This is a genomic window from Streptomyces spiroverticillatus, assembly GCA_014650415.1.
Lineage (GTDB): Bacteria > Actinomycetota > Actinomycetes > Streptomycetales > Streptomycetaceae > Streptomyces > Streptomyces spiroverticillatus.
The window spans coordinates 132,088-158,415 of sequence record BMUX01000005.1; the positions used below are offsets into that span (position 1 = coordinate 132,088).

24 protein-coding genes and 2 pseudogenes are annotated in these 26,328 nt (G+C 72.4%); 11 read left to right on the plus strand and 15 right to left on the minus strand.

Annotation, left to right across the window (positions count from 1 at the left end):
* Positions 1–10 precede the first annotated feature (10 nt).
* From gad to IE269_RS15105, 4 genes are all read right to left on the minus strand, one after another.
* Entirely contained in the window at positions 11–1,369 is a 1,359-nt protein-coding gene (gene gad, locus IE269_RS15090; protein ID WP_189823461.1) for a glutamate decarboxylase, read from the minus strand.
* Between the two features lie 186 nt (positions 1,370–1,555).
* Positions 1,556–2,434, minus strand: a complete 879-nt coding sequence (locus tag IE269_RS15095) for a PRD domain-containing protein (RefSeq protein WP_189823462.1) — start codon at positions 2,432–2,434, stop codon at positions 1,556–1,558.
* Between the two features lie 168 nt (positions 2,435–2,602).
* Entirely contained in the window at positions 2,603–4,699 is a 2,097-nt protein-coding gene (locus tag IE269_RS15100; protein WP_189823463.1) for a glucose PTS transporter subunit IIA, read from the minus strand.
* Positions 4,700–4,995: 296 nt separating this feature from the next.
* A complete protein-coding gene (locus IE269_RS15105) occupies positions 4,996–5,487 on the minus strand; it encodes an FBP domain-containing protein (RefSeq protein ID WP_189823464.1) in 492 nt (163 codons plus the stop codon).
* A gap of 86 nt (positions 5,488–5,573) precedes the next feature.
* Between IE269_RS15105 and IE269_RS15110 the strand changes: the two genes are divergently transcribed.
* Complete coding sequence (locus tag IE269_RS15110; RefSeq protein WP_189823465.1) at positions 5,574–6,146, plus strand: TetR/AcrR family transcriptional regulator; 573 nt, start codon at positions 5,574–5,576, stop codon at positions 6,144–6,146.
* Here the strand turns inward: IE269_RS15110 and IE269_RS15115 are convergent.
* Positions 6,140–7,015: an aldo/keto reductase gene (locus IE269_RS15115; protein ID WP_189823466.1), complete on the minus strand. Its 876-nt coding sequence runs from the start codon at positions 7,013–7,015 to the stop codon at positions 6,140–6,142. The genes IE269_RS15110 and IE269_RS15115 overlap by 7 nt on opposite strands.
* A gap of 174 nt (positions 7,016–7,189) precedes the next feature.
* Positions 7,190–8,158: an NAD-dependent epimerase/dehydratase family protein gene (locus IE269_RS15120; RefSeq protein WP_189823467.1), complete on the minus strand. Its 969-nt coding sequence runs from the start codon at positions 8,156–8,158 to the stop codon at positions 7,190–7,192.
* Positions 8,159–8,228: 70 nt separating this feature from the next.
* Between IE269_RS15120 and IE269_RS15125 the strand changes: the two genes are divergently transcribed.
* Complete coding sequence (locus tag IE269_RS15125; RefSeq protein ID WP_189823468.1) at positions 8,229–9,155, plus strand: LysR family transcriptional regulator; 927 nt, start codon at positions 8,229–8,231, stop codon at positions 9,153–9,155.
* Between the two features lie 17 nt (positions 9,156–9,172).
* On the opposite strand, the gene IE269_RS15130 is transcribed toward IE269_RS15125, so the two are convergent.
* The 4 genes from IE269_RS15130 to IE269_RS15145 form a co-directional block, all read right to left on the minus strand.
* On the minus strand, positions 9,173–9,382 hold the full coding sequence (locus IE269_RS15130; protein ID WP_189823469.1) for a DUF4287 domain-containing protein: 210 nt from the start codon (positions 9,380–9,382) through the stop codon (positions 9,173–9,175).
* A gap of 34 nt (positions 9,383–9,416) precedes the next feature.
* Positions 9,417–10,055 carry a DUF998 domain-containing protein gene (locus tag IE269_RS15135; RefSeq protein WP_189823470.1) on the minus strand — a complete coding sequence of 213 codons (639 nt, stop codon included), beginning with the start codon at positions 10,053–10,055 and terminating at the stop codon, positions 9,417–9,419.
* A gap of 103 nt (positions 10,056–10,158) precedes the next feature.
* Positions 10,159–10,806 (minus strand): response regulator transcription factor, encoded by a 648-nt coding sequence (locus tag IE269_RS15140; protein WP_189823471.1) that lies wholly within the window; start codon positions 10,804–10,806, stop codon positions 10,159–10,161.
* Positions 10,791–12,035, minus strand: a complete 1,245-nt coding sequence (locus IE269_RS15145; protein ID WP_189823472.1) for a sensor histidine kinase — start codon at positions 12,033–12,035, stop codon at positions 10,791–10,793. The genes IE269_RS15140 and IE269_RS15145 overlap by 16 nt, the downstream gene beginning before the upstream one ends.
* 148 nt (positions 12,036–12,183) lie before the next feature.
* Between IE269_RS15145 and IE269_RS15150 the strand changes: the two genes are divergently transcribed.
* Positions 12,184–12,585: a hypothetical protein gene (locus IE269_RS15150; RefSeq protein ID WP_189823473.1), complete on the plus strand. Its 402-nt coding sequence runs from the start codon at positions 12,184–12,186 to the stop codon at positions 12,583–12,585.
* 315 nt (positions 12,586–12,900) lie between these two features.
* Here the strand turns inward: IE269_RS15150 and IE269_RS15155 are convergent.
* Positions 12,901–13,364, minus strand: a pseudogene (locus tag IE269_RS15155) (hypothetical protein).
* A gap of 376 nt (positions 13,365–13,740) precedes the next feature.
* Between IE269_RS15155 and tal the strand changes: the two are divergent.
* Positions 13,741–14,850: pseudogene (gene tal / locus IE269_RS15160) on the plus strand (transaldolase); the annotation flags it as partial.
* A gap of 666 nt (positions 14,851–15,516) precedes the next feature.
* Here tal and gap read toward each other — a convergent pair.
* The 3 genes from gap to IE269_RS15175 form a co-directional block, all read right to left on the minus strand.
* Positions 15,517–16,512: a type I glyceraldehyde-3-phosphate dehydrogenase gene (gene gap / locus IE269_RS15165; RefSeq protein ID WP_189823475.1), complete on the minus strand. Its 996-nt coding sequence runs from the start codon at positions 16,510–16,512 to the stop codon at positions 15,517–15,519.
* 101 nt (positions 16,513–16,613) lie between these two features.
* The gene (locus IE269_RS15170) at positions 16,614–17,582 is read right to left on the minus strand and encodes a hypothetical protein (RefSeq protein ID WP_189823476.1); all 969 of its coding nucleotides are present in this window, start codon (positions 17,580–17,582) and stop codon (positions 16,614–16,616) included.
* A 24-nt stretch (positions 17,583–17,606) separates the two neighbouring features.
* Positions 17,607–18,551 carry a GlxA family transcriptional regulator gene (locus IE269_RS15175; protein ID WP_189823477.1) on the minus strand — a complete coding sequence of 315 codons (945 nt, stop codon included), beginning with the start codon at positions 18,549–18,551 and terminating at the stop codon, positions 17,607–17,609.
* A gap of 529 nt (positions 18,552–19,080) precedes the next feature.
* Between IE269_RS15175 and IE269_RS15180 the strand changes: the two genes are divergently transcribed.
* The 5 genes from IE269_RS15180 (at position 19,081) to IE269_RS15200 (ending at position 23,612) form a co-directional block, all read left to right on the plus strand.
* Positions 19,081–19,716: a GNAT family N-acetyltransferase gene (locus IE269_RS15180; RefSeq protein WP_189823478.1), complete on the plus strand. Its 636-nt coding sequence runs from the start codon at positions 19,081–19,083 to the stop codon at positions 19,714–19,716.
* Between the two features lie 70 nt (positions 19,717–19,786).
* Positions 19,787–20,410 (plus strand): RraA family protein, encoded by a 624-nt coding sequence (locus tag IE269_RS15185; protein ID WP_189823479.1) that lies wholly within the window; start codon positions 19,787–19,789, stop codon positions 20,408–20,410.
* Between the two features lie 102 nt (positions 20,411–20,512).
* A complete protein-coding gene (locus IE269_RS15190; RefSeq protein ID WP_189823480.1) occupies positions 20,513–22,177 on the plus strand; it encodes an AMP-binding protein in 1,665 nt (554 codons plus the stop codon).
* A 45-nt stretch (positions 22,178–22,222) separates the two neighbouring features.
* On the plus strand, positions 22,223–22,711 hold the full coding sequence (locus tag IE269_RS15195) for an OsmC family protein (protein WP_189823481.1): 489 nt from the start codon (positions 22,223–22,225) through the stop codon (positions 22,709–22,711).
* Between the two features lie 64 nt (positions 22,712–22,775).
* A complete protein-coding gene (locus IE269_RS15200) occupies positions 22,776–23,612 on the plus strand; it encodes an enoyl-CoA hydratase/isomerase family protein (protein WP_189823482.1) in 837 nt (278 codons plus the stop codon).
* A 27-nt stretch (positions 23,613–23,639) separates the two neighbouring features.
* Here IE269_RS15200 and IE269_RS15205 read toward each other — a convergent pair whose 3' ends face one another.
* A complete protein-coding gene (locus tag IE269_RS15205; RefSeq protein WP_189823483.1) occupies positions 23,640–24,536 on the minus strand; it encodes an SDR family oxidoreductase in 897 nt (298 codons plus the stop codon).
* Between the two features lie 296 nt (positions 24,537–24,832).
* Here IE269_RS15205 and IE269_RS15210 point away from each other — a divergent pair, with 296 nt between their 5' ends.
* Both IE269_RS15210 and IE269_RS15215 read left to right on the plus strand, forming a co-directional pair.
* Positions 24,833–25,807: a hypothetical protein gene (locus IE269_RS15210; RefSeq protein WP_189823484.1), complete on the plus strand. Its 975-nt coding sequence runs from the start codon at positions 24,833–24,835 to the stop codon at positions 25,805–25,807.
* A 144-nt stretch (positions 25,808–25,951) separates the two neighbouring features.
* Positions 25,952–26,314: a YciI family protein gene (locus IE269_RS15215; RefSeq protein ID WP_189823485.1), complete on the plus strand. Its 363-nt coding sequence runs from the start codon at positions 25,952–25,954 to the stop codon at positions 26,312–26,314.
* Positions 26,315–26,328: the final 14 nt, after the last annotated feature.

The window sequence follows — 26,328 nt, forward strand, 5'->3', positions numbered from 1 at the left end:
AAGTGGCCGGTCAGCCGGTCGACACCAGCGCGTGGGACCGCAGCGTCCGGGCCGTCTGCCGCAGGTCGTCCAGGAACAGGGACGCCAGCCGCGGGGTGAACCCGGTGCGCACGACCACCCGCAGCGCCCAGGTCTCGGTCAGCCCGGTGGGCAGCGGGTAGGCGGGCACCTGCCAGCCACGGGCGCGCATCGCCTGGGCGACGTCGCGTTCGTGGATGCCGAGCGCGTGCGCGCGGTCGCTGAGACGGAACGCGAAGGCGGGCAGCTGGCTGCCGTCCGTGAAGAGGTCGAACAGGTCGATCTCGGCGACGCCCGCCGCGACCGCGCGGGCCGTGCGCCGCGACTCCAGGTGCAGCCGCCGCATGCCTTCGTGGCCGTACCGGGTGAAGGTGTAGTACTGGGCCGCCACGTGGGACGCGGGGCGGGTGAAGGTGAGCGAGAAGGTGTTCATCTCGCCGCCGAGGTAGTCGACGTGGTGCACCAGGTCGGCGGGCAGCGCCTCCGCGTCGCGCCACAGCGCCCAGCCCAGACCCGGGAAGACCTGGCCGTACTTGTGGCCCGAGGTGTTGATCGACGCGACCCGGGAGAGCTGGAAGTCCCAGAGCAGGTCCGGGTCGAGGAAGGGCGCGACCATCGCGCCGGACGCGCCGTCGACGTGGACCGGGATGTCGTGCCCGGTCGCCTGCTCGATGCCGTCGAGCGCCATGCACAGGTCGGCGATCGGCTCGTACGAACCGTCGAAGGTGGACCCGAGGATGCCGACCACGCCGACGGTGCGCTCGTCGCAGTACTGCGCGAGCAGATCGGGGGTGAGGTGGAGGCGGCCGGGGGCGAGGGGGACCAGGCGCGGTTCGACGTCGAAGTACGAGCAGAACTTCTTCCAGCAGACCTGGACGTTGGCCCCGGCGACGAGGTTCGGGCGGGCGGTGTCCTTGCCGGCGGCGCGCCTGCGGTGCTCCCAGCGGCGCTTGAGGGCGAGCCCGGCGAGCATGGCGGACTCGCTGGAACCGGTGGTGGAGCAGCCGGTGGCGCGGGCCGGGTCGGGGGCGTGCCAGAGGTCGGCGAGCATCCGTACGCAGCGCGCCTCCATGTCGGCGACCTGCGGGTACTCCTCGGTGTCGACCAGGTTCTTGTCGGCGGTTTCGAACATCAGCCGGCGTGCTTCGTCCTCCATCCACGTGGTGCCGAACGTGGCGAGGTTGAGACGGGTGCGCCCGTCGAGGAGGAGTTCGTCGCGGATCGCGCCGTAGACCGCGCGCGGGTCGGACTCCTCGCGCGGGAAGGCGGTCTCGGACGGGGTGAAGGAGGCGGCGGCGCACAGGGACGCGAGGGACGGGAGTGACGGAACGGGGGTGGAGGTGGAGGACATGACCTCTCCAGTTCGGACGGCGGCGGGATGCCGATCACGCCGAACCTAGATCGCCTCCGGGTCCACCGGCCTGCGCGTATTCACCCGTACGAAGGAAGCAAGCCCGATGTATAACCCATATTTTACGGACCGATTGACGCCCTTTACCCCGCTTTACCGCGCTTTGGCGAGGAGCGGGCCCGGTGCTCAGGCCGCGCCGTCGGCCTCGGCGTCCGTCTCGGGGTCGACGTCCGCGTCCGTGGTCATCCGGGCCACGTGCAGCGCCAGATAGGAGACCTCGTCCTCGCTCAGGCTCTCGCCGAGCCGCATCTCCACGATGGTCGCCAGGCGCTGCGCGGTGCGGGTCGCCTCCGGGTAGTGGCGGCGGATGCCCTTGCCGATCGTGGACTCGTGGCCCTTGAGCTGCCGGTGCTGCTGGATGCGTACGAAGAGGTAGCGCACGTGCGTGATGAAGCGCGCCGCGCTCATCGACTCGCGGGAGGCGTCCAGGCCGTACTGCTGCTGCACGACGGCCAGCATCTGCTGGATGACGCCGGTCATCGTGTACGTGAAGGACAGATCGCCGGAGGCGAAGCCCGCGTTGACCAGGTGCAGGGTGAGGGCGGTCGCCTCGGAGGGGTCGAGCTTGGGGTCGACGCGTTCGTTGATCGCGGCGAGGAGGCGCTGTGCCTGGGCGTACTCGTCGGCGTACAGGGCCTGCGCCTCGGCGCGCAGCGGATACTCGACGACGACGCCCCGCTTGGCCCGGTCCAGCGCCCCGGCGACGTGGTCGGCGACCGCGATGGCGAGGGTGGGCCGGGTGGACTCGCGGCCCTCGATGCCGACCTCGCCCAGCGCGATCACGACGGCCCGCAGCACCTCCTCGCCGACCAGCGCGAGGGCCTCGGCCAGGTGGTCGGGGTCGCGGCCGTCGGCGGGGACGAAGACCCGCACGATCAGCGAGGGGTCGACGGGCTTGCCCTGGCGGGCGTTGAAGCCGATACCGCGCCCGGTGAGGATGACCTCCTGGCCCTTCCCGTCGCGCGCGAGGACCACGTTGTTGTTGAGGACACGCAGCGTTTTCAACGCCTGCTCTCCTTGGGTTCGTTCGTGGTCGGCTCGTCCGCGGTCCGGTTTCCGGCCAATGTTCCTGCATTGTCTGCTGTACGGTCCATCCTCCCCCGGACCTGCGCGGTGCCCGCACCCGCCCCCTCCGGGACGTGTACGGGCACCTTCGTGCGGGGACGGCGTTCGTCAGCGCCGTACGGTCACCACGGGCGCGCCGGCGGCGACTTCCTGCCCGGTGTGCGGCTCGACCGAGGCGAGGTCGGCGGTGTTGGGGACCGTCATGAGGGTGACGGTCGGGTGCCCGGCGGCCCGGATGGCGGCGAGGTCGACCTCGGCGAGGAGGTCGCCGGCGGCCACCTTCTGACCGGCCTCGACCCGTACGTCGAAGCCCTCGCCCTTCATCTGCACCGTGTCGATGCCGACGTGCACGAGCACCTCGACGCCGTCGTCGGTACGGATGCCGAAGGCGTGGCCGGTGGCGACGGTGGTGACCAGCTCGCCGTCGACCGGGGCGACGATGCGGCCGTCGGCGGGCTCGACGCCGACGCCCTCGCCGAGGGCGCGGGAGGCGAAGACGGGGTCGGAGACCTCGTCGAGGGAGACGACCCGGCCCGCGACGGGTGCGCCGAGGACGGTCTCCTTGGCGGCGGGGGCGGAGGCCTCCACCGGAGCGGCAGCGGCGGCCACGGAGGCACCGCCCGCCGAAGCAGAAGCAGAAGCCTCAGCCGCACCGACGCCGACCAGCTCACGGTCGTCGGCCGGGGCAGCGGCCCCCTCGGCCGCGTCGCGCTCGGCGTTGGCCAGGGCGCGCTCCTCCGGCGTACGGAAGTCGGAGAAGTACACGAGCGCCATCGAGGTGAAGAAGGCCGCGGTGATCGCGATGCCGTAGGTGGCCATCGGGGAGAAGACCGGGATGGTCAGCAGCGAGGTGAAGGCGAACGCGTTGGTGTCGACACCGCCGAGGACACCCACGAGCACACCGCCGACGAGGCAGCCGACGAGCATGCGCGGGTAGATCCGCTTGAAGCGCAGGTGGATGCCGTACAGCGAGGGCTCGGAGATGCCGCCGAAGAGGCCCGCGGCGAGCGCACCCGTGGCGGTCTGGCGCATCTCCTTCTCGCGGTGGCGGATGGAGAGAAGCAGCACACCGGCGGTGGCGCCGAAGCAGGCGAAGTTCCAGGCGCCCATGGGGCCCTGGATGAAGTCGTAGCCCAGGGTGTTGATGTTGACGAGCATCAGCGCGTTGAGCGGCCAGTGCAGGCCCAGCGGGACCAGGAACGGGTAGATCAGCGGAATGATGATCGCGAAGACGATCGGGGCGTTGCCGTTCAGCCAGGACAGGCCCTCGCCGAGGCCGTTGCCGGCCCAGATGCCCATGGGGCCGATGAGGAAGGCGGTGACCGGGATCATGATCAGCATGCTGAAGAACGGCACGAAGACCATGTGCACGTTCTCCGGGAAGATCCGCTGGAGGCCCTTGTAGACGAGGGCGAGCAGGGCGACCATCAGCAGCGGCACGAAGACCTGGCCGCCGTAGTCGTTGAGCTGCATCGGCAGCCCGAAGACGTGCGCCACGCACTCCTGGGTGCCCAGGGTCTCGTTGGTGGTGCAGGTGATGCCGGGGATGCCGGAGTCCTTGTTGAGCATCCCGGTGAAGTTGGGGGTCATCACCGCGGCCATCACGGCGGCGCCCACCCACGGGTCGATCTTCAGCTTCTTGGCCGCGTTGTACGCGACGAAGATCGGCAGGAAGTACAGCACCGAACGCCACATCGCGTCGACGAAGACCCAGGTGGCGGACTTGTCGGCGGCCCGGAAGTCGATCACGCCGAAGGCGTCGAGGACGGAGGCGATCGCGATGATCAGCGAGGAGCCGAGCAGCACGCCCATGAGCGGGCGGAACGAGTCCGAGAGGTACTCGAAGAAGTTGTCGACCCAGCTGTAGCGGCCGCGGCTCTTGGCCCGCATCGCCGCCTTGACCTCGGCGTCGGACTGCGGGCGGGGCGTGCCGCCGCCGGTCATCGACGGCAGGTTCATGATCTCGGAGTAGACGCGGGCGACCGCGCCGCCGATCACGATCTGGAAGCGGTCGCCGGACTGGGCGACGGTCCCCATGACGCCGTCGAGGGCGTCGAGGGCGGCCTTGTCGACCTTCTCCCCGTCGTGGAGCTGGAAGCGCAGGCGCGTGGCGCAGTGCGTGAGGCTCTCGACGTTCGCGGCTCCGCCGACACCGCGGAGGATCTTCTCCGCGAGGGCCTCGGGTCCCGGTGCGTGTGTGTTCATGATGCGTCCTTGCATCTTCGCGGCACCTCGCGGCATCTCTGGGCGCGTGCCGTGCTGGATCGGTTCGCGATCTCTCACGCCGGATTCGGGCAACAAAAAAGGCCCGGGGCGCGCACGCGGCGCGTCCCAGGCCTTGCCTCCCCTCAAGCGGTGAGCCGCCGTTGCGTCGCGCGGGGCGACGAACGGTTACGTCCTCGGGGAGTAACAATCCTGCGATCGAGATCGATCTGGCACGACTGTAACACCGGCTCCGGCGTACTCGTGTCAGCCCCGGCCCTCACCGTGTTCGCCGCGGCTCAGGCGGTCACCGTGGCGACGAACGCCGAAAGGTTGGTGAGGGTCCGCTGCACCTTCTCCTCCAGGGTGAGGGACTCGTGCAGCCGCGAGCCGACGCCCGCATCCTTCAGTCCTCGTACGTACAGCGAGCAGGCCAGGTCGCTGCACACGTAAATGCCCGTGGAGTTGCCCTGCTGCCCGGCCTTGCCCGCCTTCGGCGCGACCATCAGCGAGACGCCCCCGGTGTGGGTGGTCACACACACCGAGCACATGCTGCGCCGGGTCTGCCAGGAGCCGGCGCTGGAGGTGCGGAGCTGCACGCCCACCAGGCGGTCGTCGAGTTCGGCGACGAGGTAGGCCCGGTCGGGGGCCTGGGGATCTCGCCAGCCGAGGAAGTCCAGGTCGTCCCAGGGCCGGTCCTCCAGGTCCTTGGGCACGTGCATGCGCTTGGCCTCGCCCTTGGTGCAGTTCACGAAGGCGGTACGGATCTCTCGCTCACTCAGCTGCTTCATAACGACCACGCTAATTTGCCTAAACCGATTAGGCAAATGGATAATCGCCCTACGACGACGTTGAAGGCCACGAGGCGGAGGTGGGCATGGCCCGGGTAGGACTGACCACGGAGCGCCTGGTGCGGGCGGGCGCGGAACTCGCCGACGAGATCGGCTTCGAGCAGACGACCCCGGCGGAGCTGGCCCGGCGGTTCGGGGTGAAGACCGCGAGCCTGTACTCGCACGTGAAGAACGCCCACGACCTCAAGACCCGCGTCGCCCTGCTCGCCCTGGAGGAACTCGCCGACCGGGCGTCCGAAGCGGTGGCGGGCCGGTCGGGTGCCGACGCCCTGACGGCCTTCGCGGACGCCTACCGCGACTACGCCCTGGCCCACCCCGGCCGCTTCACCGCCGCCCGCTACCCGCTCGACGAGGAGACCGCCGCCGCGAGCGCGGCCCCCCGGCACTCCCGGCTGAACCGGGCGGTCCTGCGCGGCTACGACCTGGCCGAACCGTACGAGACGCATGCGATGCGGCTTCTCGGCAGCGTCTTCAGCGGTTACGTCACCCTGGAGTCGGCCGGGGGCTTCGCCCGCAGCGCGCCCGACGCGCAGGAGAGCTGGACGGAGATCGTCCGCGCCCTCGACACCCTGCTGCGCACCTGGCCGGCGGCTCACTGAGCGTCGAGCAGTTCCAGCTCCTCCCCGCTCAGCGTGAGGTCCGCGGCCGCGGCGGAGTCGGTGACGGAGGCCGGGCGGCTGGCTCCCGGCAGCGGGATCACCGCCGGGGAGCGGGCGAGCAGCCAGGCCAGGGCGACCCGCTGGGGGCTCACGCCGTGCGCGGCGGCGACGCGGTGGAAGGCGGTGCCGTGGGAAGTGGGTCCCGACGGACCGTCCAGGGAGCTGCGCGAGATGCCGCCGAGCGGGCTCCAGGGCAGGAACGCCAGCCCCAGTTCGGCGGCGAGCCGCAGTTCGGGCTCGCTGTCGCGGACGGCGGGCGAGTACCGGTTCTGTACGGAGACGAGACCGTCGCCGAGGATCGCGTGCGCCTCCCGGATCTGGGCGGTGGTGACGTTGGAGACGCCCGCGGCGCGGATGGTGCCCGCGTCGAGGAGTTCGCGCAGGGCTCCGACGGATTCCGCCCAGGGCACGGCGGGGTCCGGCTTGTGGAGTTGGTACAGGCCGATGGCGTCGAGGCCCAGGCGCCGTGCGGAGTCTTCGGCGGCTCGCCGGAGGCGGTCGGGGCCGGCGTCGACGGTCCAGCTCCCGTCGCCGGGCCGGCCCCGGCCGCCCTTGGTGGCCACCAGGACGTGCGAGGTGTCGCCGCCGTAGCGGGCCAGGGCGCGGGCGATCAGGAGCTCGTTGTGTCCGGCTTCGCCCGCGTGCCAGTGGTAGCTGTCGGCGGTGTCGATGAGCGTGACCCCGGCGTCCAGGGCGGCGTGGAGGGTGGCGATGGCCCGGGTCTCGTCCGGGCGGTGCTCGATGGAGAGCGGCATCGCGCCGAGACCGACGGCGCTGACGGAGGTGTGGGCGAGGGTGCGGTACTGCATGGGGGTTCGGGCTCCTCAGAGGGTGGGCGGGTGTGGTGCGCCGACCACGGCGGACGACGGCAGGGCTTCGGCAACGGCGGGTACCGGGACGGCTTCGGCAACGGCGGGCGGCAGTACGGCTTCCGCAACGGCGGGCAGCGGCACGGCTTACGCCACGCCGGGTGCCGGGACGGCTTACGCGGCGGCGGATGCCCGCATGGCTTCGGTGATGGCTGCAGGCAGCCAGTCGGCCGTGTGGGAGACGGGGAAGCCCAGCGCCTTAGCGCGGGCGTTGCTCATCGCGTAGTGCCGGTCGAAGGAGAAGGGCGACGCCTCCTCGCCCGCCGCGACGATCCGGTGCACGGGCTCCCGGCCCACCTGCGCGGCGACGAGCGCGGTGAGCCCGTACACGTCGAGCGGGCCGTCGGAGCAGGCGTTGAGCGGGCCGGTGAGGTCGGTCCCGGCCGCCCGGACCAGGACGTCGGCCAGTTCCTCGTACGCGATGAAGACCGTGGGCAGCGTCCGCGCGTGCACCGCGATCTCCTCGCCCCGGGCGACGCGCCCGACGTAGTGGGCCAGCCGGCCGGTGAACTCCTGTGCGCCGCCGCCCAGTACGTGGGCGCTGCGTACGCTCGCGAACGCGAAGCCCCCGGCGCGGGCGAGGACCGCCTCGGCCTGGCGCTTGCCCTCGGCATAGTGCGCCCGGACGTACGCGTCGTCGTGCCAGGGCAGATCGAGGGCGACGTGCCATGCGGCCGAGTCCACGTGGGTCTCGGACACCGGGGTGCCGGGCGGCACGGTGGGCAGTGCGGCGGTGGCCGGGTCGTACACCTCGATGGTGGAGGTCATGACGTAACGCCGGGTGCGTCCGGCGAAGACGCGGGCGGCGACGGCGGCCTGCACAGGGGTGTAGCAGACCTGGTCCATCACGACGTCGAAGGTGCGCGGGCCGAGCGCGGCCGTCAGGGCGGCCTCGTCGTCGCGGTCGGCGACGAGGTGCTCGACGCCGGCGGGCGGCCGGGCGGAGCCCCGGTTGAGCACGGTGACGTGGCGGCCCGCCGCGTGCAGGCGTCGTACCAGGAGCTTTCCGAAGTACCGGCTTCCGCCGATGACGAGGATCCGCTGCGGGCCGTCGAGTGACGTGTCTTCCTGTGTGCGTTGCATGGCTCCATGCTGGAGAACTACGGTCATCACCGGAAGTGTTGATTTGCTGGGCACGTATGAAGGAAAACTGTTGATCGATGTGCAGAGGCTGCGCGTGCTGCGGGCCGTCGCGGAGCACGGCAGCTTCAACCGGGCGGCGGCCGCTCTCCGCCTGACCCCCTCGGCCGTCTCGCAGCACGTGGCCGCGCTGGAGCGCAGTCTCGGGGCGCAGGTCGTCGCGCGCAGCACGCGGGGGGTCACCCTCACCGGGGCCGGGCAGATCATGGTGGCTGCCGCCGAGTCGGTCGCGGCGGAGCTCCGGCACGCCAGGCAGCAGGTGGAGGCGCTGGGTTCGGACCGGGTGCCGCTCACCGTCGCCACCTTCACCAGCGGCGGTCGGCTCCTGCTGCCGGGGGCGCTGGCCCGGCTCTCGGCGGCCCATCCCCACATGGTGCTCCACGTACGGGAGAACGAGCCGGAGGAAGCCCTTCCGCTGGTCCGTCAGGGTGCCGTGGACCTGGCGCTGGCCTATCACTTCGACGGCCCGCTGCCGGTGGGGCCGGACGCCGGGTCGCGGCCGGACGCGGGTGCGCGGCTGGAGTGGACGCCGCTGCTGGAGGACCCCCTGTACGCCGTCCTCCCGCAGGGCCACCGGCTCGCGGACCGGGACGCGCTCGACCTCGCGGAGCTGGCGGCCGAGCCGTGGGTGCTGGGCTGCCTCAAGACCGAGGCGTACCTGCGCCGTTACGCCGAGCGCGCCGGTTTCGAGCCGGACCTGCGCGGGACCACCACCGACTACTTCTTCGCCCGTTCCCTGGTCGCCGCGGGCGTCGGTGTCTCCCTCGTCCCGCGCATCGCACTGGACCCGGAGGTCCCGGGCGTGCGCACGGTCCCGATCAGGCGGCCGGGCCCGGTCCGCCACATCGGCGTCGCCGTGCTCCGCAGACCCGGCCGCCCCCACCTCACGACGCTGGTGCGGGCGCTCGAGGAGGAGGCCGGCCGGGTCCCGGCCCGGTAACTCCCCGCCCGCGGCCGCTACTTGAGCCCCTCGGCACGGGCATGGGCGACCAGCGCGTTCGCATGGCCGTGCCCCAGGCCGTGTTCCGTCTTGAGCCAGTTGACGAGTTCCGTGTGCTTGGTGAGCGGGGAGGTGCGGATGAGTTCCAGCCACTCCGTGATCGGACGACCGTACTTCGCCTCGATGGAGGGGAAGTAGCTGGCCGGGCCCTTCACTGCGTCCGTCATGTCGTTTTCCTTCGCTGGTGCGGGAGTTGAGAGGTCAGTTCGTTACGGGAGAACCGGCGAGCCGGTAGGTGACGGCGCTCAGCCACAGCAGTCCGAGCGCCGCGCCTGCGGTGAAGGCCAAGACCGAGGCGGCCGAAGCCAGGAACCCCGCGAACACCACGACCGGCACGACCCGTGACGCCACGGCCCAGGTGCGGTGCCCCCGGTCCGCGAGCGGCCGGGCCAGCACGAAGAACGCGGCGCACAGGGCAAGGTAGCCGATCATGCCCGCCGCCATGTGCGCGGCACCGGCACCGGTCATCACCGCCGCGTCCGGAGCCCCCGCCGGGAAGCCCGCACCCGCGTCGGCGGGGAAGGCGGCGGCCGCCCAGAAGGACAGCCCGAAGACGCCCACGAGGACCGGGCCGCCTCTTCGCCCGCCGAGGTTCCGGTGCAGCCCGGCCGCGCACGCGAGCAACAGGGCTCCCACGACCAGGAAGTTGAGCGTCTGGACCCAGCCCGCCTCCCCCAGCGCCAACTGGCTCAGCGCGTTGCGGCCGAAGTCGAAGCCCTCCCGGGTGAGCCCCTGCACCGCACCCGCCGCCAGGAAGAGCGGGCCCGCCGCGACCCCGCACAGCAGGACCCCGAGACGGGCGGTGGAAGTGCGGGCGGGTGCAACAAGCGTGTACGTCATGACCAGGGCCTTTTCCGTCGCTGTAGTGGTAAGGGGTAGACCCGTGACAGCGGCGAAAGTCATCGCGGCGAGCGATGTGAGGGGCGTCACAACACGCGCCGTCTCAGGGGCTGTTGAGGTACGCGAGGACGGCGAGGACGCGGCGGTTGCCGGAGTCGTCGTCCGTGAGGCCCAGCTTGCCGAACAGGGACGTGGTGTATTTGCTGATGGCGCTCTCGCTGAGGAAGAGCCGTTGGCCGATGGCCTGGTTGGAGAGGCCCTCGGCCATGAGGCCGAGGACGGAGTGCTCGCGTTCCGTGAGGGCTTCGAGGCGGCGGTGCGAGGTGCCACTGGAGAGCAGTTTGGCGATGACGGCCGGGTCCATGGCGGTGCCGCCCGCCGCCACGCGTTCCAGGGCGTCGATGAACTGGTCGGCGTCGAACACGCTGTCCTTGAGGAAGTAGCCCACACCCCCGGACCCGTCGGCCAGCAGTTCCCGGGCGTACAACTGCTCGACGTACTGGGAGAGTACGAAGACCGGCAGGCCGGGCACCTCGCGGCGGGCGGCGAGCGCGGCGCGCAGGCCCTCGTCCTTCTGGGTCGGCGGCATGCGGACGTCCACGACGGCGACGTCGGGCCGCCACTCCAGCAGTGCCGTGAGCGTTTCGGGGCCGGTGGCCGCGGTGGCGACGACCTGGTGACCGTACGCCTCGATGAGGCGGACCATCCCGTCCCGCAGGAGATACAGGTCCTCGGCTACGACGATGCGCACGGCACCCTCACCCTCATACTGGTCGGCCCGCCCTCCGGGCTGGTGATCTCCAGTGTGCCGTCGAAGGCCGCGAGGCGGCGGCGCAGCCCGGCGAGGCCGCCGTCGGCGCGGGGGACGGCTCCGCCTCGGCCGTCGTCCTCGACCCGGACGACGAGGCCGGTGGGGTCCTGGCCGAGGGTGATGCGGGCCCGGGTCGCGCGGGCGTGCTTGGCGGCGTTGGCGAGGAGTTCGGCGACGGCGAAGTACAGGGCGGACTCGATGGGGGGGTCGAGGCCCGCCGGCAGGTCCGCCTCGACGGTGGTTTCGAGCGGGCTGTCCAGGGCGAGTGCGCGCACGGCGTCGGCGAGACCGCGGTCGCCCAGCACGGGCGGGTTGATCCCCCGGACCAGTTCGCGCAGTTCGGTGAGCGAGGCGGTGGCGCCGTCCCGCGCCTCCCGCATCAGGGCCCTGGCCCGTTCGGGGTCGGTCGCCATCAGCTTCTCGGCGGTCGCCAGGGAGAGCCCGAGGGAGACCAGGCGGGCCTGTGCCCCGTCGTGCAGGTCGCGCTCGATGCGGCGGATCTCGGCGGCCTGCGCGACGGTGGCGTCGGCGCGCTGGGCGGTCAGCTCCGCCACCCGGTCCGCCAGCGCCATCGCCGCCGAGGGGCGCAGGAAGCGGACGGCGACCGGCTCCAGACACCGCCAGGCGTACGGTGCGCAGGCGACGGCCACGAGCAGGCCGAGCACCCGGACCGGGAGGCCGAAGGACCCGAGGGCGGCGACCACCACCCCGCTCGGCGGCAGGCAGGCCACCGCGCCCGCCGTGAACGGCAGGACGGCCGTGAAGCGCAGGTCGCGCCAGTTCGCGGGGTCCTTCCACCGGACGCGCAGGCGCTGGTCCATCAGGGCGTCGCGGCGCGTCCGTTCGTAACCGAAGCCGTTCCACCAGTACCCGGTGGACAGTTGGGCGACGGGCGGGGCCTGCCGGTAGCCGTCGGGGACGGCCGTGCCCGTCCACCGCTCGACGAGACGACGGACCGTACGGCAGACCGGGCGGGACAGCCCGAGCGTGCCCCCGCACACCAGCACCACGGGTGCCACCCACGACCACGGGTTCCCCGCACCCCACCGGATGCCGAGCGCCACGGCGGCCGCCCACACGCACGGCACCAGCAGGGCGACGGCCGCGACGACGCACGCCCGCACAAAACCCCGGCCGGCACGCACCCACCACGCACCCACCTGTCCCATGTCACTCTCGCCCTTCGTCCGGTGCCTCCACTGTGCACCGCGAAAAGCCTGCCGCCGCGCCGGCCGAACGGGGAGTGGGGCCAGGCCCACTCTTCCGTGGGCCCAGCCGGATACCGCGCCGCCCGAGGCTTTCCTAGCGTCGCTGAGCATGAAGACAAACGAACCCACCCGGAAGACGAACGAACACACCCTCAAGACCTGCGTCAGGATCTACGGCGCCCTGAGCACGGCCGCCCTCGTGGCGGTCGTCGTCGTGGCCGCCACCGGGCAGGCCCCCGTCAACACCTTCATGTGGGTACGGGCGGTTCTGCTGCCGGTGGTCGCCGTCCCCCTCCACCTGCTGGCGGTCGCGGCCAAGCGGGGCTCCCGGCGGGCACTCGACCGGCTGCGCACCCTGACGGTGATCATGCCGATCGCCGTCGTCGGCGTGGACCTGGTCCCGGGGGTCTGCCCGTGGTGGTACGCCGCGGCGCAGGCCGTGTGCATGCTGCCGGTCGTCCGTATGGCACTTCTCGTGCGGGGGCCGGCCCGCGCGTCGTCGTCACGGTGACCCGGTGGTGCCCCGCACGCCGCCCCGCAGGCGGGCCGGTATCGCGGTCAGCAGGCGCGAGAATGCCGTCCGTGTCGCCGCCGCCCCGGTTGCGGTACCGGGCCGCGACGAACCTCACCGGCGAGACGCTCATCTCGATGAGCGTGCCGCGTATGTAGCTGCGCTCGGCGGTGCCCTGACCCCCCTCTTCCTGGAGGTGAGCCCCCCCGTACGCGGCACCCGGGAGGAAGGAGGAGGGCAGTGGTGGGGCGGGCCGCCAGGACCGTGGCGGAGGTTCATGGCCGCAGCCATCCGGCCCGCACCACTGCCCGCCCGTCACTGCTCCCCGCGCATCCGGGCGAACGCGCCCCGCAGGGGGCCGCCGGACTGCTGCGAGGGGCGCTGCTGTTCGCCGTGCAGGGCGTTGAGGACGACCAGACCGCCGGTCAGGGCGGGCAACGCCCATTGCATCCAGGCGAGTTGGCGCTCCGCCTGGCCGGGTCCGACCGGCACGGCCTCGGTGATCTCCTCGCTCTCCGTCTTCTCCGAGGAGGCCAGGTCGATCTTCTTGCCCAGGACGCGGGTGTACGCGGTGACGGCGAGCGCCGCTCCGGTCAGGAGGGTCTTGGCCACGGTGTTGGCGGCGACGCCGCTCTGCCGCTGGACGCGGCCCCGGTCTCGGTGACGCCCTCTTCCCTGGCCGCGCCGTTGACGCCCACCGCTCCCATCAGGGAACCGCCGAACCATGCGGCCAGACCCAGGTCGTGTGCGCTGCGCAGGAAGGTGTTGCGTTCCGTCATGGTGATCCCTCGGTTCGTACGGAGCACAGCTCGCGGAAGGCCGAAACGGGGGGCACCGGAACGAGGGCCGAAAGGCGCCGCCGCCCACCGGGAGCCTGTGCGGGGACAGTTCGCCGGGGGCCGGGGCTGCTTCGCACGGTAGGCGCTCGCACCGCGAAGCACCATGCCCGCCGCCGACAGATCCGGAAAAGCACGGCTTCGGAGGGTGAAACGGAAAACACGGGACAGGCGGACGGGAGACCTCCTTCCGTGCCCGGCCCCGCACGGAGTCCCTCCACACCGTGCCCGCACGGGCCGCACCGTACCCGCACGGGCCTCCCGGGGAACTTCCCCACCCGCCAAGCCACTTGACGGAACATCACTTCTGGAGGATCACATGTACGGTTCCCCCACGTCCGACCCGCTCGGCGCCCTGTCCGCGGCCGGAGTGTCCGTCTGGCTGGACGACCTGTCCCGCGAACTGCTGGCCGGTGGCACCCTGGCCCGCCTGATCGCGGAGAAGCACGTCACGGGGGTCACGACGAACCCCACCATCTTCGCGTCCGCGCTGGCCGAGGGCGAGCGCTACGACAGCCAGGTGCGCGCACTCGCCGAGCGCGGCACGAGCGTCGACGACACCGTCCTCGCCCTGACCACCGACGACGTACGCAGCGGCTGCCAGGCCCTCGCGGACGTCCACCGGCGCACCGAAGGGGTCGACGGCCGGGTCTCCGTCGAGGTGGACCCCCGGCTGGCCGAGGACCCGGACGCCACCCTCGTGCAGGCGCAGAAGCTGTGGGAGACGGTCGGCGAGCCCAACCTCTTCGTGAAGATCCCCGCCACCCGGGCGGGGCTCGCCGCGATCACGGCCGCCGTCGCCCGGGGCCTCAGCGTCAACGTGACCCTGATCTTCTCGCTGGAGCGCTACCGCGAGGTCATGGACGCCTACCTGACCGGTCTGGAGAAGGCACTCGCCGACGGACACGACCTGGCGGGCATCCACTCGGTGGCGTCCTTCTTCGTCTCGCGCGTCGACACCGAGGTCGACAAGCGCCTCGAAGCCCTCGGCACCCCCGAGGCCCTCGCCCTGCGCGGCCGGGCGGCCGTGGCCAACGCGCTGCTGGCCCACGAGGCGTTCGTGGCGGTGACCGGTTCGCCGCGCTGGCGGGACCTGGAGGGCGCGGGCGCACGCCCGCAGCGCCCTCTCTGGGCGTCGACCGGCGTCAAGAACCCCGACTACCCCGACACGCTGTACGTCGGCGAGCTGGTCGTCCCGGGCACGGTGAACACCATGCCGGGCGCCACCCTGGACGCCTTCGCCGACCACGGCTGCGTCGAGGCCGGGGCGCCGGCCGCCGAGCGGTACACCCGGGCGGCCGCGCACTTCACCGCACTGGAGCGGGCCGGCATCGATTTCCGGGACGTGACGGACTTCCTGGAGCGGGACGGCCTGGCCAAGTTCGAGGCGAGCTGGACGGAGCTGGGCGAGACGGTGGAGCGCCGGCTCCGGGCGGGCGCCCGGGCGACCGGCACGAGGACCCGCACGGCCGACGCCGGCGAGCAGCGGGCGAAGAAGCAGCCGCCCACGCCCGCCGAGCTCCTCGGCATCTACCTCAACGACCATCTGGCGGGCGCCACTTCGGGCCTGGAGCTGTTCCGTCGCGCGGCGGGCTCCCAGGCCCGCAAGCAGGCCCAGACCCCACTGTCCGAGCTCGCACAGCAGGTCCGGGAGGACCGGGACTCCCTCCTGCGGATCATGGCCGACCTGTCCGTCCCCGCGGAGCGCTCCAAGGTCGCGCTCGGCTGGCTGGCCGAGAAGGCGGGTCGCCTCAAGCCCAACGGGCACCTCTTCGCCCGCTCGCCCCTCAGCGACGTGCTGGAACTGGAGGCCATGCTGCTCGGCGTCCGGGGCAAAGCCTCCTGCTGGCGCACCCTGCACGCCCGGGCCGACACCGACCCGCGCCTGCGCGCCGAGCAGCTCGACACCCTCCTGGAACGCGCCCAGCAGCAGTCGGCCCGCCTGGAGGAGCTGCGCCTCGCGGCGGCCGCGCACGCACTGGACGACAGGCCGACGCCGTAACGCAACCCGGGACGCGGGCCGGGGCATCCGCTCGGCCCGCTGCGGGAGGTCCGGCTGAAGGCGCCGACGGCGGAGCGGGCCTTCGGACGACCCTCACGCCGTGAGGAGTTCGAGGGTGTCGATCACGCGGTTCGAGAAGCCCCACTCGTTGTCGTACCAGGCGACCACCTTGATGTGCCGGCCGTCGACGCGGGTGAGGGCCGAGTCGAAGATCGACGAGGCGGGGTTGCCGGTGATGTCGGAGGAGACGAGCGGGTCCTCGGAGTATTCGAGGACACCGGCCAACGGGCCGTCGGCCGCCGCCCGGTACGCCTCCAGCACCTCTTCCCTCGTCACGTCACGCGCGACCGTCGTGTTCAGTTCGACGATCGAACCGACGGGGACGGGTACGCGGATGGAGTCGCCGGAGAGCTTGCCGTCGAGGCCGGGAAGCACCAGGCCGATGGCCTTGGCGGCACCGGTCGTGGTCGGCACGATGTTGACGCCTGCGGCGCGGGCGCGGCGGGGGTCGCGGTGCGGGCCGTCCTGGAGGTTCTGCTCCTGGGTGTAGGCGTGCACAGTGGTCATGAACCCGTGCTCGATACCGGCGAGTTGATCGAGTACGGAGGCGAGCGGTGCGAGCGCGTTCGTCGTGCAGGAGGCACTCGAGACGACCGTGTGCAGGGCCGCGTCGTACGCGTCGGTGTTGACGCCGAACGCGAGCGTGACGTCCGCACCGTCCGAGGGCGCGCTGACCAGCACCTTCGTGGCTCCGGCGTCGAGGTGGGCGCGGGCGGCCTTGGCGGAGGTGAACCGGCCGGTGGCCTCCAGCACGACGTCCACACCGAGTTCGGCCCAGGGCAGTTGGGCGGGCTCGCGCTCGGCCAGCACCTTGATGCGGCGGCCGTCGACGACGAGGGTGTCACCGTCGACGGTCACGGGCCGGCCGAGCCGTCCGGAGGTGCTGTCGAAGGCGAGGAGGCGGGCGAGGGCGGTGGGCTCGGTGAGGTCGTTGACGGCGACGACCTCCAGCGCGCTGTCCCGCTCCAGCAGGGCACGGAGCACGTTGCGCCCGATGCGGCCGAATCCGTTGATGGCGATACGAGTCATGGCTGACATCCCTTCACTTCGCGTGACTGCTCACTTCGCGTGGCTGCTCCACCAGGTTCGCGCGGGAGGGTCGGGGCTGACAGTGGCGCGAGCGCCATGGTTCACAAGGATCCCGCCACTGCCTGCCGACGGCGGACCGGGTGCCCGGAGGGCGAGGTGGTGAGCCAGGTGCCGTCACCCAGAGGGTAGAAATCGTACGGATCGTACGGATTGTCCGAACCCGCATCGAACTCCTCCTGGATCACGCCGGTTTGCGCGTCGACGCGGTAACGGCGCATCCACTCCTCCCCCTCCTCGGTCTCGCCGGTGAGGGTGACGACGAGGGTGTCGGGGGTGAGGTATCCGCCGCTCCAGGCCACGCAGACCAGGTCCGGGTCGTGTCCGAAGGCGTCGACGGTGAGGGTGAACACCGGCTCGCCGTCGGGGCAGGTGTGGACGGTGACGTCCGCCTGCCCATGGTCGACGGTCATGAAGTGCCGCCCGTCGGGGGCCAGGTCGATCAGGCAGCGGTCGCGCCAGGGGTAGCAAGTGAGGTCGATACGGTCTCCGCGCAGCTCGGCGCGGTGGACGACCGCACCGTCCTGCCCCTCGCCGACGTCGACGAAGACCCGGTCGTCGGCCGGGTGCCGGAGCTGGTGCCCGCCGTGGCCGACGGTCTCCAACTCGACCTGGGCGAGGACCTTTCCGGTGGCGGTGTCGAGGGCGGCCCACTGGTCCCGGCCGTTGCGTCCGGCCATGGCATCGGGCCGGTAGACCCACAGCACACGCCCGTCCCACGACAGCATGCAACTGGGCAGGGACCCGAACTCCTCGTCCGTCCGGGGTTCGAACGGCGACCGCCACACCTCGGTGCTGTCGGCGGTCGCGAGGCAGACGACCGCGTGAAGCGTCGTGTAGTAGGCGTGCCGCAGGTCGGTGGCGACGGCGTGACCGACCTCGTCCCCGGGAGCGGGGCGCACGGACACTGCGGACGAGAGCACCCCCGTCGCGCCGCCTGCCAGGTCGTAGGCACGGACACGGCCGTCCACGAAGCGGGTGACCGGCGGCAGGGGGCGAGGGATTCGAACCATGCGCGGGAGGCTACCTCGCGACGCTCACGCCCCTTGAGTGAAGGTGCGCCGGTAGTCGCTCGGGGTCGTGCCGAGGATGCGCTGGAAGTGGAGGCGGAGGTTGGCGCCGGTGCCGAGGCCGGTGTCGGCGGCGATCTGTTCGACGCCGAGCTGGGAGCGTTCCAGCAGTTCGCGGGCGAGGTCGATGCGGGCGCGCATCACCCACTGCATGGGCGTGCAGCCGGTCTCCTCCACGAAGCGCCGGGAGAACGTCCGGGCCGAGACGCCCGCCCGCCGGGCGAGTATGTCCAGGGTCAGCGGCTCCCCGAGCCGGTGCAGCGCCCACTCCCGGGTGGCGGCGAACCGCTCGCCGAGCGGCTCGGGAACACTTCTCGGTACGTACTGGGCCTGGCCGCCGCTGCGGTAGGGGGCGGCGACGAGCCGCCGGGCCGCGTGGTGCGATGCGGCGACGCCCAGGTCACCGCGCAGGATGTGCAGGCACAGATCGATGCCGGAGGCGGCGCCCGCCGAGGTCAGCACGCTCCCCTCGTCCACGAACAGCACATTCGGGTCGACCTGGACGAGGGGGTGCCGGGCGGCGAGGGCGCGGGTGTAGTGCCAGTGGGTCGTCGCGCGCCTGCCGTCCAGCAGACCGGTGGCGGCGAGGGCGAAGGCACCGGTGGAGATGGCGGCGAGGCGGGCACCGCGCGCGTGGGCGGCAACCAGGGCGTCCAGCACGCCCTGCGGAGGGTCGTCGCGGTCGGGGTGCCGGTAGCCGGGGACGAAGACGATGTCGGCCCAGTCGAGGGCGTCGAGCCCGTGCGCGACGTGGTACGCGAGCCCGTCCCCACCGGTCACGAGGCCGGGCGCGGCCCCGCAGACCCGCACTTCGTACGGCATGCTCGCGCGGGTGGTGAAGACCTGGGCCGGGATACCGACGTCGAGGGGCTTGGCCCCTTCGAGGACGAGGACGGCGACGTGGTGGGGCACGGGTCGAGGGTACGGGGCGTGGGGGCGCGGGGCTGTGTCGCTGTGCGGCTGCCGCCGCACGGGCGCGCCCTGCCCGTGCGGGCCGCTTCGTTTCCGTGCCCCTTCAGGGGCGCGGGGAACTGCGCGACCAGCCACGACGCACCCGCACGGGAACCGTGCAATTGCCCCGCGGGTTTAGGTGAAGGGGCGGGGTTGGGGACCCTCATGGCCCGGCGGGCCGGTGCTTCACGTGCCCGGTACCGGGAGGCGTCCCGAGGGCCCCGGGGCTGCGCGCACCCGGCACCCAAGGTGCGGGCAGGGGGCGGTGCCGGGGTGGGCCCGGATCGGGCGGGCCGCCCCCTTGCCCGCCCGTCCCGCCCCCGGGGGGCGGCCCCGCCGCCCAAGGGGACGAGGGGAGGGGGGAGAGGGCAGGACCGGGCCCAACGCCCCTCTGTCCGCGCCCTGTTCAGGCAACCACCTGCACCCCCCTCCCCACCAAGGTAATATCCAATCCCGGAATTGGACCATTACACCCTCGCGGGAGGCCACCATGATCGCCGAAACCGTCACCACCTGGGTGCAGGGCTGGGCCCTCTCCCGAGGAACACCGCCCCCGACCCCCAAGCCCTGGGGCCACTACATCCACGTGACCGACAGCGACGCCGAAGTCGGGCGTCACGTCCTCCCCGAAACCCGGGAGTTACTCGTACGGAGCGCCGCCGATTCCGTCACCACACCCCGCACCTGGATGAAAATGCCCGCCGAGCCCGACGACATCGCCCCCTGGATGCCACCCGGCTGGGTCGTGGCGTACGAGGAGACCGGACACCTGATGGCGGTGGACGTCCGGACCACCCACCCGGTCGTGCCCGACGGGTACACCGTGGAGGTCGAGCGCACGGACGCCGTCGTGTTCGTACGCCTGCGGGACGCGGACGGCGGCAAGGCGGCCGCCGGCCAGATGGCACTCCTCGGGGAGACCGTGGTCGTGGACCGGGTGGTGACCGACAGCGCCCACCGGCGGCGCGGGCTGGGCCAGTTCGTCATGCGCACGCTCGCCGACGAGGCCGTCGCGGCGGGTGCCCGGCAGGGGGTCCTCGGCGCGACCGCCCCCGGGCACGCCCTGTACGAAACGCTGGGCTGGAAGAAGCACGCCACCCTGGCGGAGTGCGTGTACCGGCCCTGACGGGGCGGTGGTTAGGCTCACGCCATCGCTTCACCCGCGTACCTCTCGTACCCCAGAACGGACCGACCGTATGACCACCTCCGACTTCGCCGCCATCCCCACCACCACCCTCGCCGACCTCCTCGGACGCGCCCAGGTCATGGACCTCGGGGTGCGTCCGCTGTGGGCCGGGATGCCCCGCCTCGCCGGGCCCGCGTTCACCGTGCGGTGTCCGGCCGGGGACAACCTGATGCTGCACGCGGCCATTTACCGGGCCGAGCCCGGCGCGGTCGTCGTCGCCGAGGCAGGGGGCGACGTGGAGTTCGCGCTCGCCGGGGGCAATGTGTGCGCGGTCGCCCAGCGGCGCGGGGTCGCCGGGTTCGTACTGGACGGGGTGATCCGGGACCTCGCGGAGATCCGCGAGATGGGCTTCCCCGTGGTCGCCCGGGGTGTCGTGCCCATCCCGGGGACGAAGAAGGTCGTCGCCCCGCACAACGAGCCCGTGGTCTGCGGCGGGGTGACCGTGCGCGCCGGTGACGTGGTCGTCGCGGACGAGGACGGTGTGGTCGTCGTTCCGGCCGACCGGCAGGAAGAAGTCCTCGCGGACGCCCGGCGCAAGCTGGCGAAGGAGGCCGCGGAGACGCTCGACGAGTGGGAGGCGGCGCACCGCGCCCGTATCGAGAAGGCGTTGAGCGAGCAGGGTTTCCAGGGCTGAGGACTCTCGCCGGAGGGCCGGGGCATGGTACTCCCGCGGGTCGTCGCCGCGGGAGACCCCCCGTGGGTACACCGCCCCTGAGCAGCATGTTTGCATGTTTTGATGATCATTAACGGACAGGAAGACACCGATACCACCACCGACCCGACCGCGTTGAAGCCGCCGACCTATGTCGACCGCGTCCTGGAGCGCTGGCAGCAGGACGAGGACACGGAGGCCCTCGTCCAGGGCACTCAGCGGCTCACCCGCGCACAGGCCCGGACGCGCCTCTTCCGCCTCGGCCACGCCCTGCGCGCCCAGGGCCTCGCCCCCGGCGACGGCGTCGGACTGTTCCTGGCGAACCGGGTGGACTCCGTACTCGTCCAGCTCGCCGTGCACCTCGTCGGCTGCCGCGTGGTGTTCCTGCCGCCCGAGCCGGGCCCGGGTGAACTGGCCGCCCTGGTCGAGCAGTCCGGGGCGCGGGCGGTGGTCACCGACCCGCTGTTCGCGGAGCGCGCCGCCGACGCGGCCGGGCGCAGCGCCCACTCCCCCGTGCTGCTCAGCCTCGGCCCCTGCGACCTGCCCTGCGCCGACCTGCTCGCCCTGGCGTCCGACCAGCCCGCCACCCGCCCCGAGGGCGTCCACTCCCCCGGCCCCGAGGAGCCCGTCACCGTCCTCTACACGGGCGGCACCCTGGGCCGGCCCAAGCTCGCCGCGCACAGCCGTCGTCTGTACGACGCGCTGGTGGAGCTGGTGGTGGACGCCCCGGAGGGTGCCGCCTCGGCGTTCCTCACGGACTCGGAACCGGCGGACGGCCCGGGTGCGGAGCGTGTGCTCGCCGCCACGCTGCTCACCCACGGCAGCGGTCATCTCACCTCGCTCCAGGCGCTGGTGACGGGCTCGACGCTGGTCGTGCTCCCCGAGTTCGACGCGGACGCGGCCATGACCGTACTGCGTGAGGAGCGCATCACGGCGACCATGTTCGTGCCGCCGATGCTGTACGCGCTCCTCGACCACCCGGAGTGCGTGCCGGGCGCGCTGCCCGCGCTGCGCCGGATCGCCGTCGGCGGCGCGGCCTCCTCACCGGCCCGTCTGCAGCAGGCGGTCGAGGTCTTCGGGCCCGTCCTGAGTCAGGGTTACGGTCAGTCCGAGGCGCTCGGCATCACCGTGTTCGGCGCGCGGGAGCTGGCCTCGGCGGGGGCGGAACGCCCCGAGCTGTGGCGCAGTTGCGGGCGTGCGATCTCCGACGTACGGATAGAGATCCGCGGCGAGGACGGTACGACGGCGCTGCCCGCCCGCCAGGTCGGCGAGGTCTGTGTCACCGGGCGCACCGTGATGCTCGGCTACTACCAGGACCCCGAGCGCACGGCGGAGGCGCTGCGCGACGGCTGGCTGCGCACGGGCGACCTGGGCTATCTGGACGCGGACGGCCACCTCTATCTCGTCGACCGGGCCAAGGACATCATCGTCACCGGCGCGACCAGCGACAACGTGTACTCCCGGGTCCTGGAGGACTTCCTCCTCACGCTCCCCGGAGTGCGCAACGCGGCGGCCCTGGGCGTGCCGGACGAGGAGTTCGGCGAGGCCGTGCAGGTCTTCCTGGCGACCGCGTCGGACGCGCGGGTCGCGCCGGAGGAGGTGGGCGAGGCGATCACGGCGGAGCTGGGCGAGCTGTACGCGCCACGCCGGACGGTCCTGCTGGACCGTCTGCCGACGACGAAGGTGGGCAAGGTCGACAAGAAGGCGCTGCGCGCGGCCTGGACGAACGGCGAACTGGACGCGCTGTAGCGGTGCGGCCGGGGTGGGGCGCGGGGCCGGGTTAACGTCGACGGCATGACCGACAACAGTACGTCCAAGGACACGTCCCACGACACGACGGACGACACGGCGGACGCCAAGACCCTGCGCTCCGTCACCGTCGAGCGCTCCGGCCCCGGCCGCTTCACCGTCACCAACGCCCGCGGCGGCACCCTCAGCTTCGGCACCGGCGGGGACAGCGACTTCACGCCCGTGGAGCTGCTCCTCGCCGCGATCGGCGGCTGCACGGCCGTCGACGTGGAGTCCGCCACCGGGCGGCACGCGGAGGCGACCACCTTCTCCGTCGAGACGACGGGCCACAAGGTCGTGGACGAGAGCGGCAACAGCATGCGGGACCTCGCGGTCGCCTTCGACGTGGCGTTCCCGGAGGGACCCGGCGGGGACCGCGCGCGGACGATCCTGCCCCGGGCGGTGAAGAGCTCGCACGACCGGATCTGCACGGTCAGCCGCACCGTGGAGGCGGGCACGCCGGTCCGTACGACCGTGAACGGAACCGAGGGCTGAGCCAGTCCAATTCCCGCCTCCCCGGGGTAATCTGACGCCTCATCAGCAAAATGGGGGGGGGCGGATGATCGACACGACCAGTACGGACGTCCCCGACGGACAGGAGCGGCTGCGCCTGGACGTCGGGGAGGACGGCATCGGCACCGTCACCCTCTGCCGTCCCGGCAAGCTCAACGCCTGGAGCTGGGAGTCCACCCGGCAGCTGGGCCTGCTGGCCGACCGGATCCGCTTCGACGACCGCATCCGGGTCGTGCTGCTGCGGGCCGAGGGGCGGGCCTTCTGCGCGGGCATCGACGTCACGGCCCCCGGCGGGGCCATCACCGGGCGCTCGCCCGCGCAGCGGACCCGTAACTACGCCGAGGGAATCCGGTGGGCGCACGAGCGGTTCGCGGCGTTCGCGCGGCTGCCGCAGCCGGTGGTGGCCGCCGTGCAGGGGTACTGCCTGGGCTTCGGGTTCGAGCTGGCGCTGATGGCGGACCTGCGGATCGCCGCCGACGACGCCGTGTTCGCCCTGCCCGAGGCGCGTCTGGGCGTGGCGGTCGACGCGGGCGGCGACCTGCGGATCGCGCGGGACGCGGGGGCGGGCTGGGCGAAGCTGCTCGCGCTGACCGGCCGCCGCATCGACGCGGCGACGGCGGAACGGCTCGGACTGCTCCAACAGGTGGTCGGCGTGGGCGAGTTGGAGAAGGCCGCACGGTCCGTCGCCGCCGAGATCGCGGCCAACGCACCCCTCGCCGTCCAGTCCGTGAAGCGCTCCGTCGACGCCTACGCGGACGCGGCCCTGCCCGCCGCCCTGGACCGCGCCGCCCTGGCCGCCGCCCTCACCCTCACCTCCGAGGACGCGGGCGAGGGGTACGCGGCGGGGGCGGCGCGGCGCACGGCGCGCTTCGAAGGGGCCTGAGCCCGGACCGTACGGAACGCGAGGCCGTCAGGAGGTCCCGTACGGGCCCCGCCCCAACTGCTCCCGGACCGGTACCACCGGCGGGCTCACGACCCCGCGCCGCTGCCAGTTCGCGCCGTCGACCACCAGGGTGTGGCCGGTGATGTAGCGGGCGTACGGGGAGGCGAGGAAGGTGGCCGCCCAGCCCAGTTCACGCGGCGCGCCGACGCGGAGGGCGGGCTGGCGGCGGTCCAGGGAGGCGGGGTCGCTCAGGTTGGCGCGGATGTCCGCCGTCATGTCCTCGTGCGGCATCAGGCCCGGGACCAGGCCGTTGATCTGGATGCCGTACGGGCCCCACTCGACGGCAAGGGTCTCCACCAGGTTCTTCACGCCGGCCTTGGCCGCCGAGCTGTGCGCGAAGCCGGGGCCGCCGGTCCACGCGTACGACGCGCCGACGCAGATCACCGAGCCGGGGGTCCCGGCGGCCAGGTGGCGACGGCCGAACTCGCGGGTCATGAACCAGGTGCCGGTGAGGGTGATGTCCACGACCGCCCGCCAGGCGTTGGGCGACAGATCCTCGGCGGGGGCGGGGAAGTTGGCGGCGGCGCTGTTCACCAGGACGTCCGGGGTGCCGTGCGCGGCGTAGACCTCGGCGATGCGGGTGGGGTCGCGGATGTCGCACACGGCCGTCCGTACGACGGTGCCCAGCTTCCCCAACTCCGCCTGCGCGCCCGCGAGATGGTCCTCGCCACGGCTGACGAGCAGCAGGTCCGCGCCCAGCCGGGCGAACTCCGCCGCGATCGCCTTGCCGAGGCCCGTCCCGCCCCCGGTGACGAGCACGGTCCTTCCCTCGTACGTCGCCGGGGGCAGCGCACTCCCGCCCGCGTCCGGCGGCGCGGGGAGCCCCGGGGCTGCCGGGGCTGCCGGATCACTCGGTTCGCTCATGGCGGCATGGGAGCGCACGGCGTGCGAAAAGGGAAGGGGCGAGGAGGCCTCCTCCCGCTGCCCGGTGCGACAGGACCCGCTGCGGCAGGACCTTCTTCCCCAATGTGATGCAAAGCACAGGTAATGAGCTGTACGGAATTCCCCAAAGCGGCACGGAATCGCAAGGAATTCGGCTCGGGACCTTTGGATTCGGCCCCTTCGGAGGGGAATGCACGGGACCTTCCGGCGGGTGCACCATGAATTCCGGAAAGACCGTGCCAGGGAATTGCCCCTGACCGTGCAAGGAGGTTCTGATCATGCGCAAGGCACTCACGGCTTCGGCCATCACTGTCGTCACGGCCGCGGCCCTCGCCGTGCCCGCCGCCGCGTTCGCCGACGCTCCGGCCCCCTCTCCGGTGGTCACGGTGACCTCGCTGCCGGGCGACGGCGGGCAGGACACCCCGCGGCCCGCCGACAAGGCGCAGGTATCGCTTCAGCTCTCGGCCCCCGGCGACCCGGCCGGATTCCACTCCGGGGAAAGCGTCACGCTCACGGCGACCACGTCGGCCAATGCCGCCAACGGCGTGACGGTGTCGTCCCCCGCTTTCGGCACCACGCACCTCGCCCCGACCGATGCGTCCGGCACGTCCTGGTCGGGTACGGCGGTCATTTCCCGCAACGCGGGTATCGGCACCCTCCCGGTGAAGTCGGTGGCGGATTTCGGTGACACCGGGGCACAGACCTCGGCCAGCATTCTCGTGAACACCACACCGGCCCCCACCCCCCGCGAGGCCTCCCTGAGCCTGTCGACGGACGGCGCCGGGCCGGGCGACAAGGTCCAGGTCACCATCGACAGCGGTGACCTGAAGGGAGCCGCCCGTGTCGAGTCCGGCGCGTTCGGCGGGACGGTGAACCTCACGCCCGACGCGGACTCCACCACCTGGCACGGCACGGCGACCGTCGCGGCGAGCGCCAAGCCCGGGTACGACCGGGTGGACGGGTTCGTCGGCGACCAGAAGATCGACTCGGTGAAGTTCGGCATCGCGGACACCACACAGCACCGTACGACCCCGAACAAGCACCACACGGTGGCACCCGTGCACCACCGCCGCACCGTGACACCCCTGCGTGCCGACGGGCGCACGGTCCCCCGGGGCGCCGTCAACGCGGGCGCCTCGACCGCCCCCGGCTCCGGCGTCGACACGGGCCTGATCGCGGGCGCGGCCGGGGTGTCGGCGGCCGTCCTGCTCGGCGGCACGGTCCTGTGGCGGCGGCGCCGTACCCAGGGCTGAGCCTCTCCCGGCGCCGACCCGCAGCGCCGGCGGAAAAAACTTCGAAGAAGTTCGCGGGAAGTGTCGATCGCGGCGACCGCCGTTCGACGCATGGGTGAGAGGACGGGGAAACGCCCCGTCCTCCGCACCTGTCAGGAGAACGTCATGCCTCGCTTCCTCTCGATCATCCGCGTCGACGAGAACACCTCCCCCGCCGAGCCCAGCGACGGGCTGATGGAGCGCATGGGCGTGCTCATGGAGGAGATGACCAAGGCCGGTGTCCTCCTCGACACCGGCGGCCTCGGCCCGGTCGACACCGGCCGCCGGGTGCAGTGGAGCGGCGGGAAGGCGACCGTCCTGGACGGCCCCTTCACCGAGGCCAAGGAGGTCGTCGGCGGGTACGCGCTGCTCCAGACCAAGGACCTGGACGAGGCGGTGGAGTGGACCCGGCGGTTCGTGCAGATCCACGACGCCGAGTGGAACCTCACCTGTGAGGTGCGCCAGGTCTTCGGCCCCGGCGACGAGTAGACGGTTTGCGGGGC

Excerpts from the sequence above, each read along its gene's own strand:
- gad (WP_189823461.1), bottom strand. The coding sequence starts at position 1,369 with ATGTCCTCCACCTCCACCCCCGTTCCGTCACTCCCGTCCCTCGCGTCC.
- IE269_RS15100 (WP_189823463.1), bottom strand. The coding sequence starts at position 4,699 with ATGAACACACACGCACCGGGACCCGAGGCCCTCGCGGAGAAGATCCTC.
- IE269_RS15105 (WP_189823464.1), bottom strand. The coding sequence starts at position 5,487 with ATGAAGCAGCTGAGTGAGCGAGAGATCCGTACCGCCTTCGTGAACTGC.
- IE269_RS15110 (WP_189823465.1), top strand. The coding sequence starts at position 5,574 with ATGGCCCGGGTAGGACTGACCACGGAGCGCCTGGTGCGGGCGGGCGCG.
- IE269_RS15115 (WP_189823466.1), bottom strand. The coding sequence starts at position 7,015 with ATGCAGTACCGCACCCTCGCCCACACCTCCGTCAGCGCCGTCGGTCTC.
- IE269_RS15120 (WP_189823467.1), bottom strand. The coding sequence starts at position 8,158 with ATGCAACGCACACAGGAAGACACGTCACTCGACGGCCCGCAGCGGATC.
- IE269_RS15130 (WP_189823469.1), bottom strand. The coding sequence starts at position 9,382 with ATGACGGACGCAGTGAAGGGCCCGGCCAGCTACTTCCCCTCCATCGAG.
- IE269_RS15135 (WP_189823470.1), bottom strand. The coding sequence starts at position 10,055 with ATGACGTACACGCTTGTTGCACCCGCCCGCACTTCCACCGCCCGTCTC.
- IE269_RS15145 (WP_189823472.1), bottom strand. The coding sequence starts at position 12,035 with ATGGGACAGGTGGGTGCGTGGTGGGTGCGTGCCGGCCGGGGTTTTGTG.
- IE269_RS15150 (WP_189823473.1), top strand. The coding sequence starts at position 12,184 with ATGAAGACAAACGAACCCACCCGGAAGACGAACGAACACACCCTCAAG.
- gap (WP_189823475.1), bottom strand. The coding sequence starts at position 16,512 with ATGACTCGTATCGCCATCAACGGATTCGGCCGCATCGGGCGCAACGTG.
- IE269_RS15170 (WP_189823476.1), bottom strand. The coding sequence starts at position 17,582 with ATGGTTCGAATCCCTCGCCCCCTGCCGCCGGTCACCCGCTTCGTGGAC.
- IE269_RS15180 (WP_189823478.1), top strand. The coding sequence starts at position 19,081 with ATGATCGCCGAAACCGTCACCACCTGGGTGCAGGGCTGGGCCCTCTCC.
- IE269_RS15185 (WP_189823479.1), top strand. The coding sequence starts at position 19,787 with ATGACCACCTCCGACTTCGCCGCCATCCCCACCACCACCCTCGCCGAC.
- IE269_RS15190 (WP_189823480.1), top strand. The coding sequence starts at position 20,513 with ATGATCATTAACGGACAGGAAGACACCGATACCACCACCGACCCGACC.
- IE269_RS15195 (WP_189823481.1), top strand. The coding sequence starts at position 22,223 with ATGACCGACAACAGTACGTCCAAGGACACGTCCCACGACACGACGGAC.
- IE269_RS15200 (WP_189823482.1), top strand. The coding sequence starts at position 22,776 with ATGATCGACACGACCAGTACGGACGTCCCCGACGGACAGGAGCGGCTG.
- IE269_RS15205 (WP_189823483.1), bottom strand. The coding sequence starts at position 24,536 with ATGAGCGAACCGAGTGATCCGGCAGCCCCGGCAGCCCCGGGGCTCCCC.
- IE269_RS15210 (WP_189823484.1), top strand. The coding sequence starts at position 24,833 with ATGCGCAAGGCACTCACGGCTTCGGCCATCACTGTCGTCACGGCCGCG.
- IE269_RS15215 (WP_189823485.1), top strand. The coding sequence starts at position 25,952 with ATGCCTCGCTTCCTCTCGATCATCCGCGTCGACGAGAACACCTCCCCC.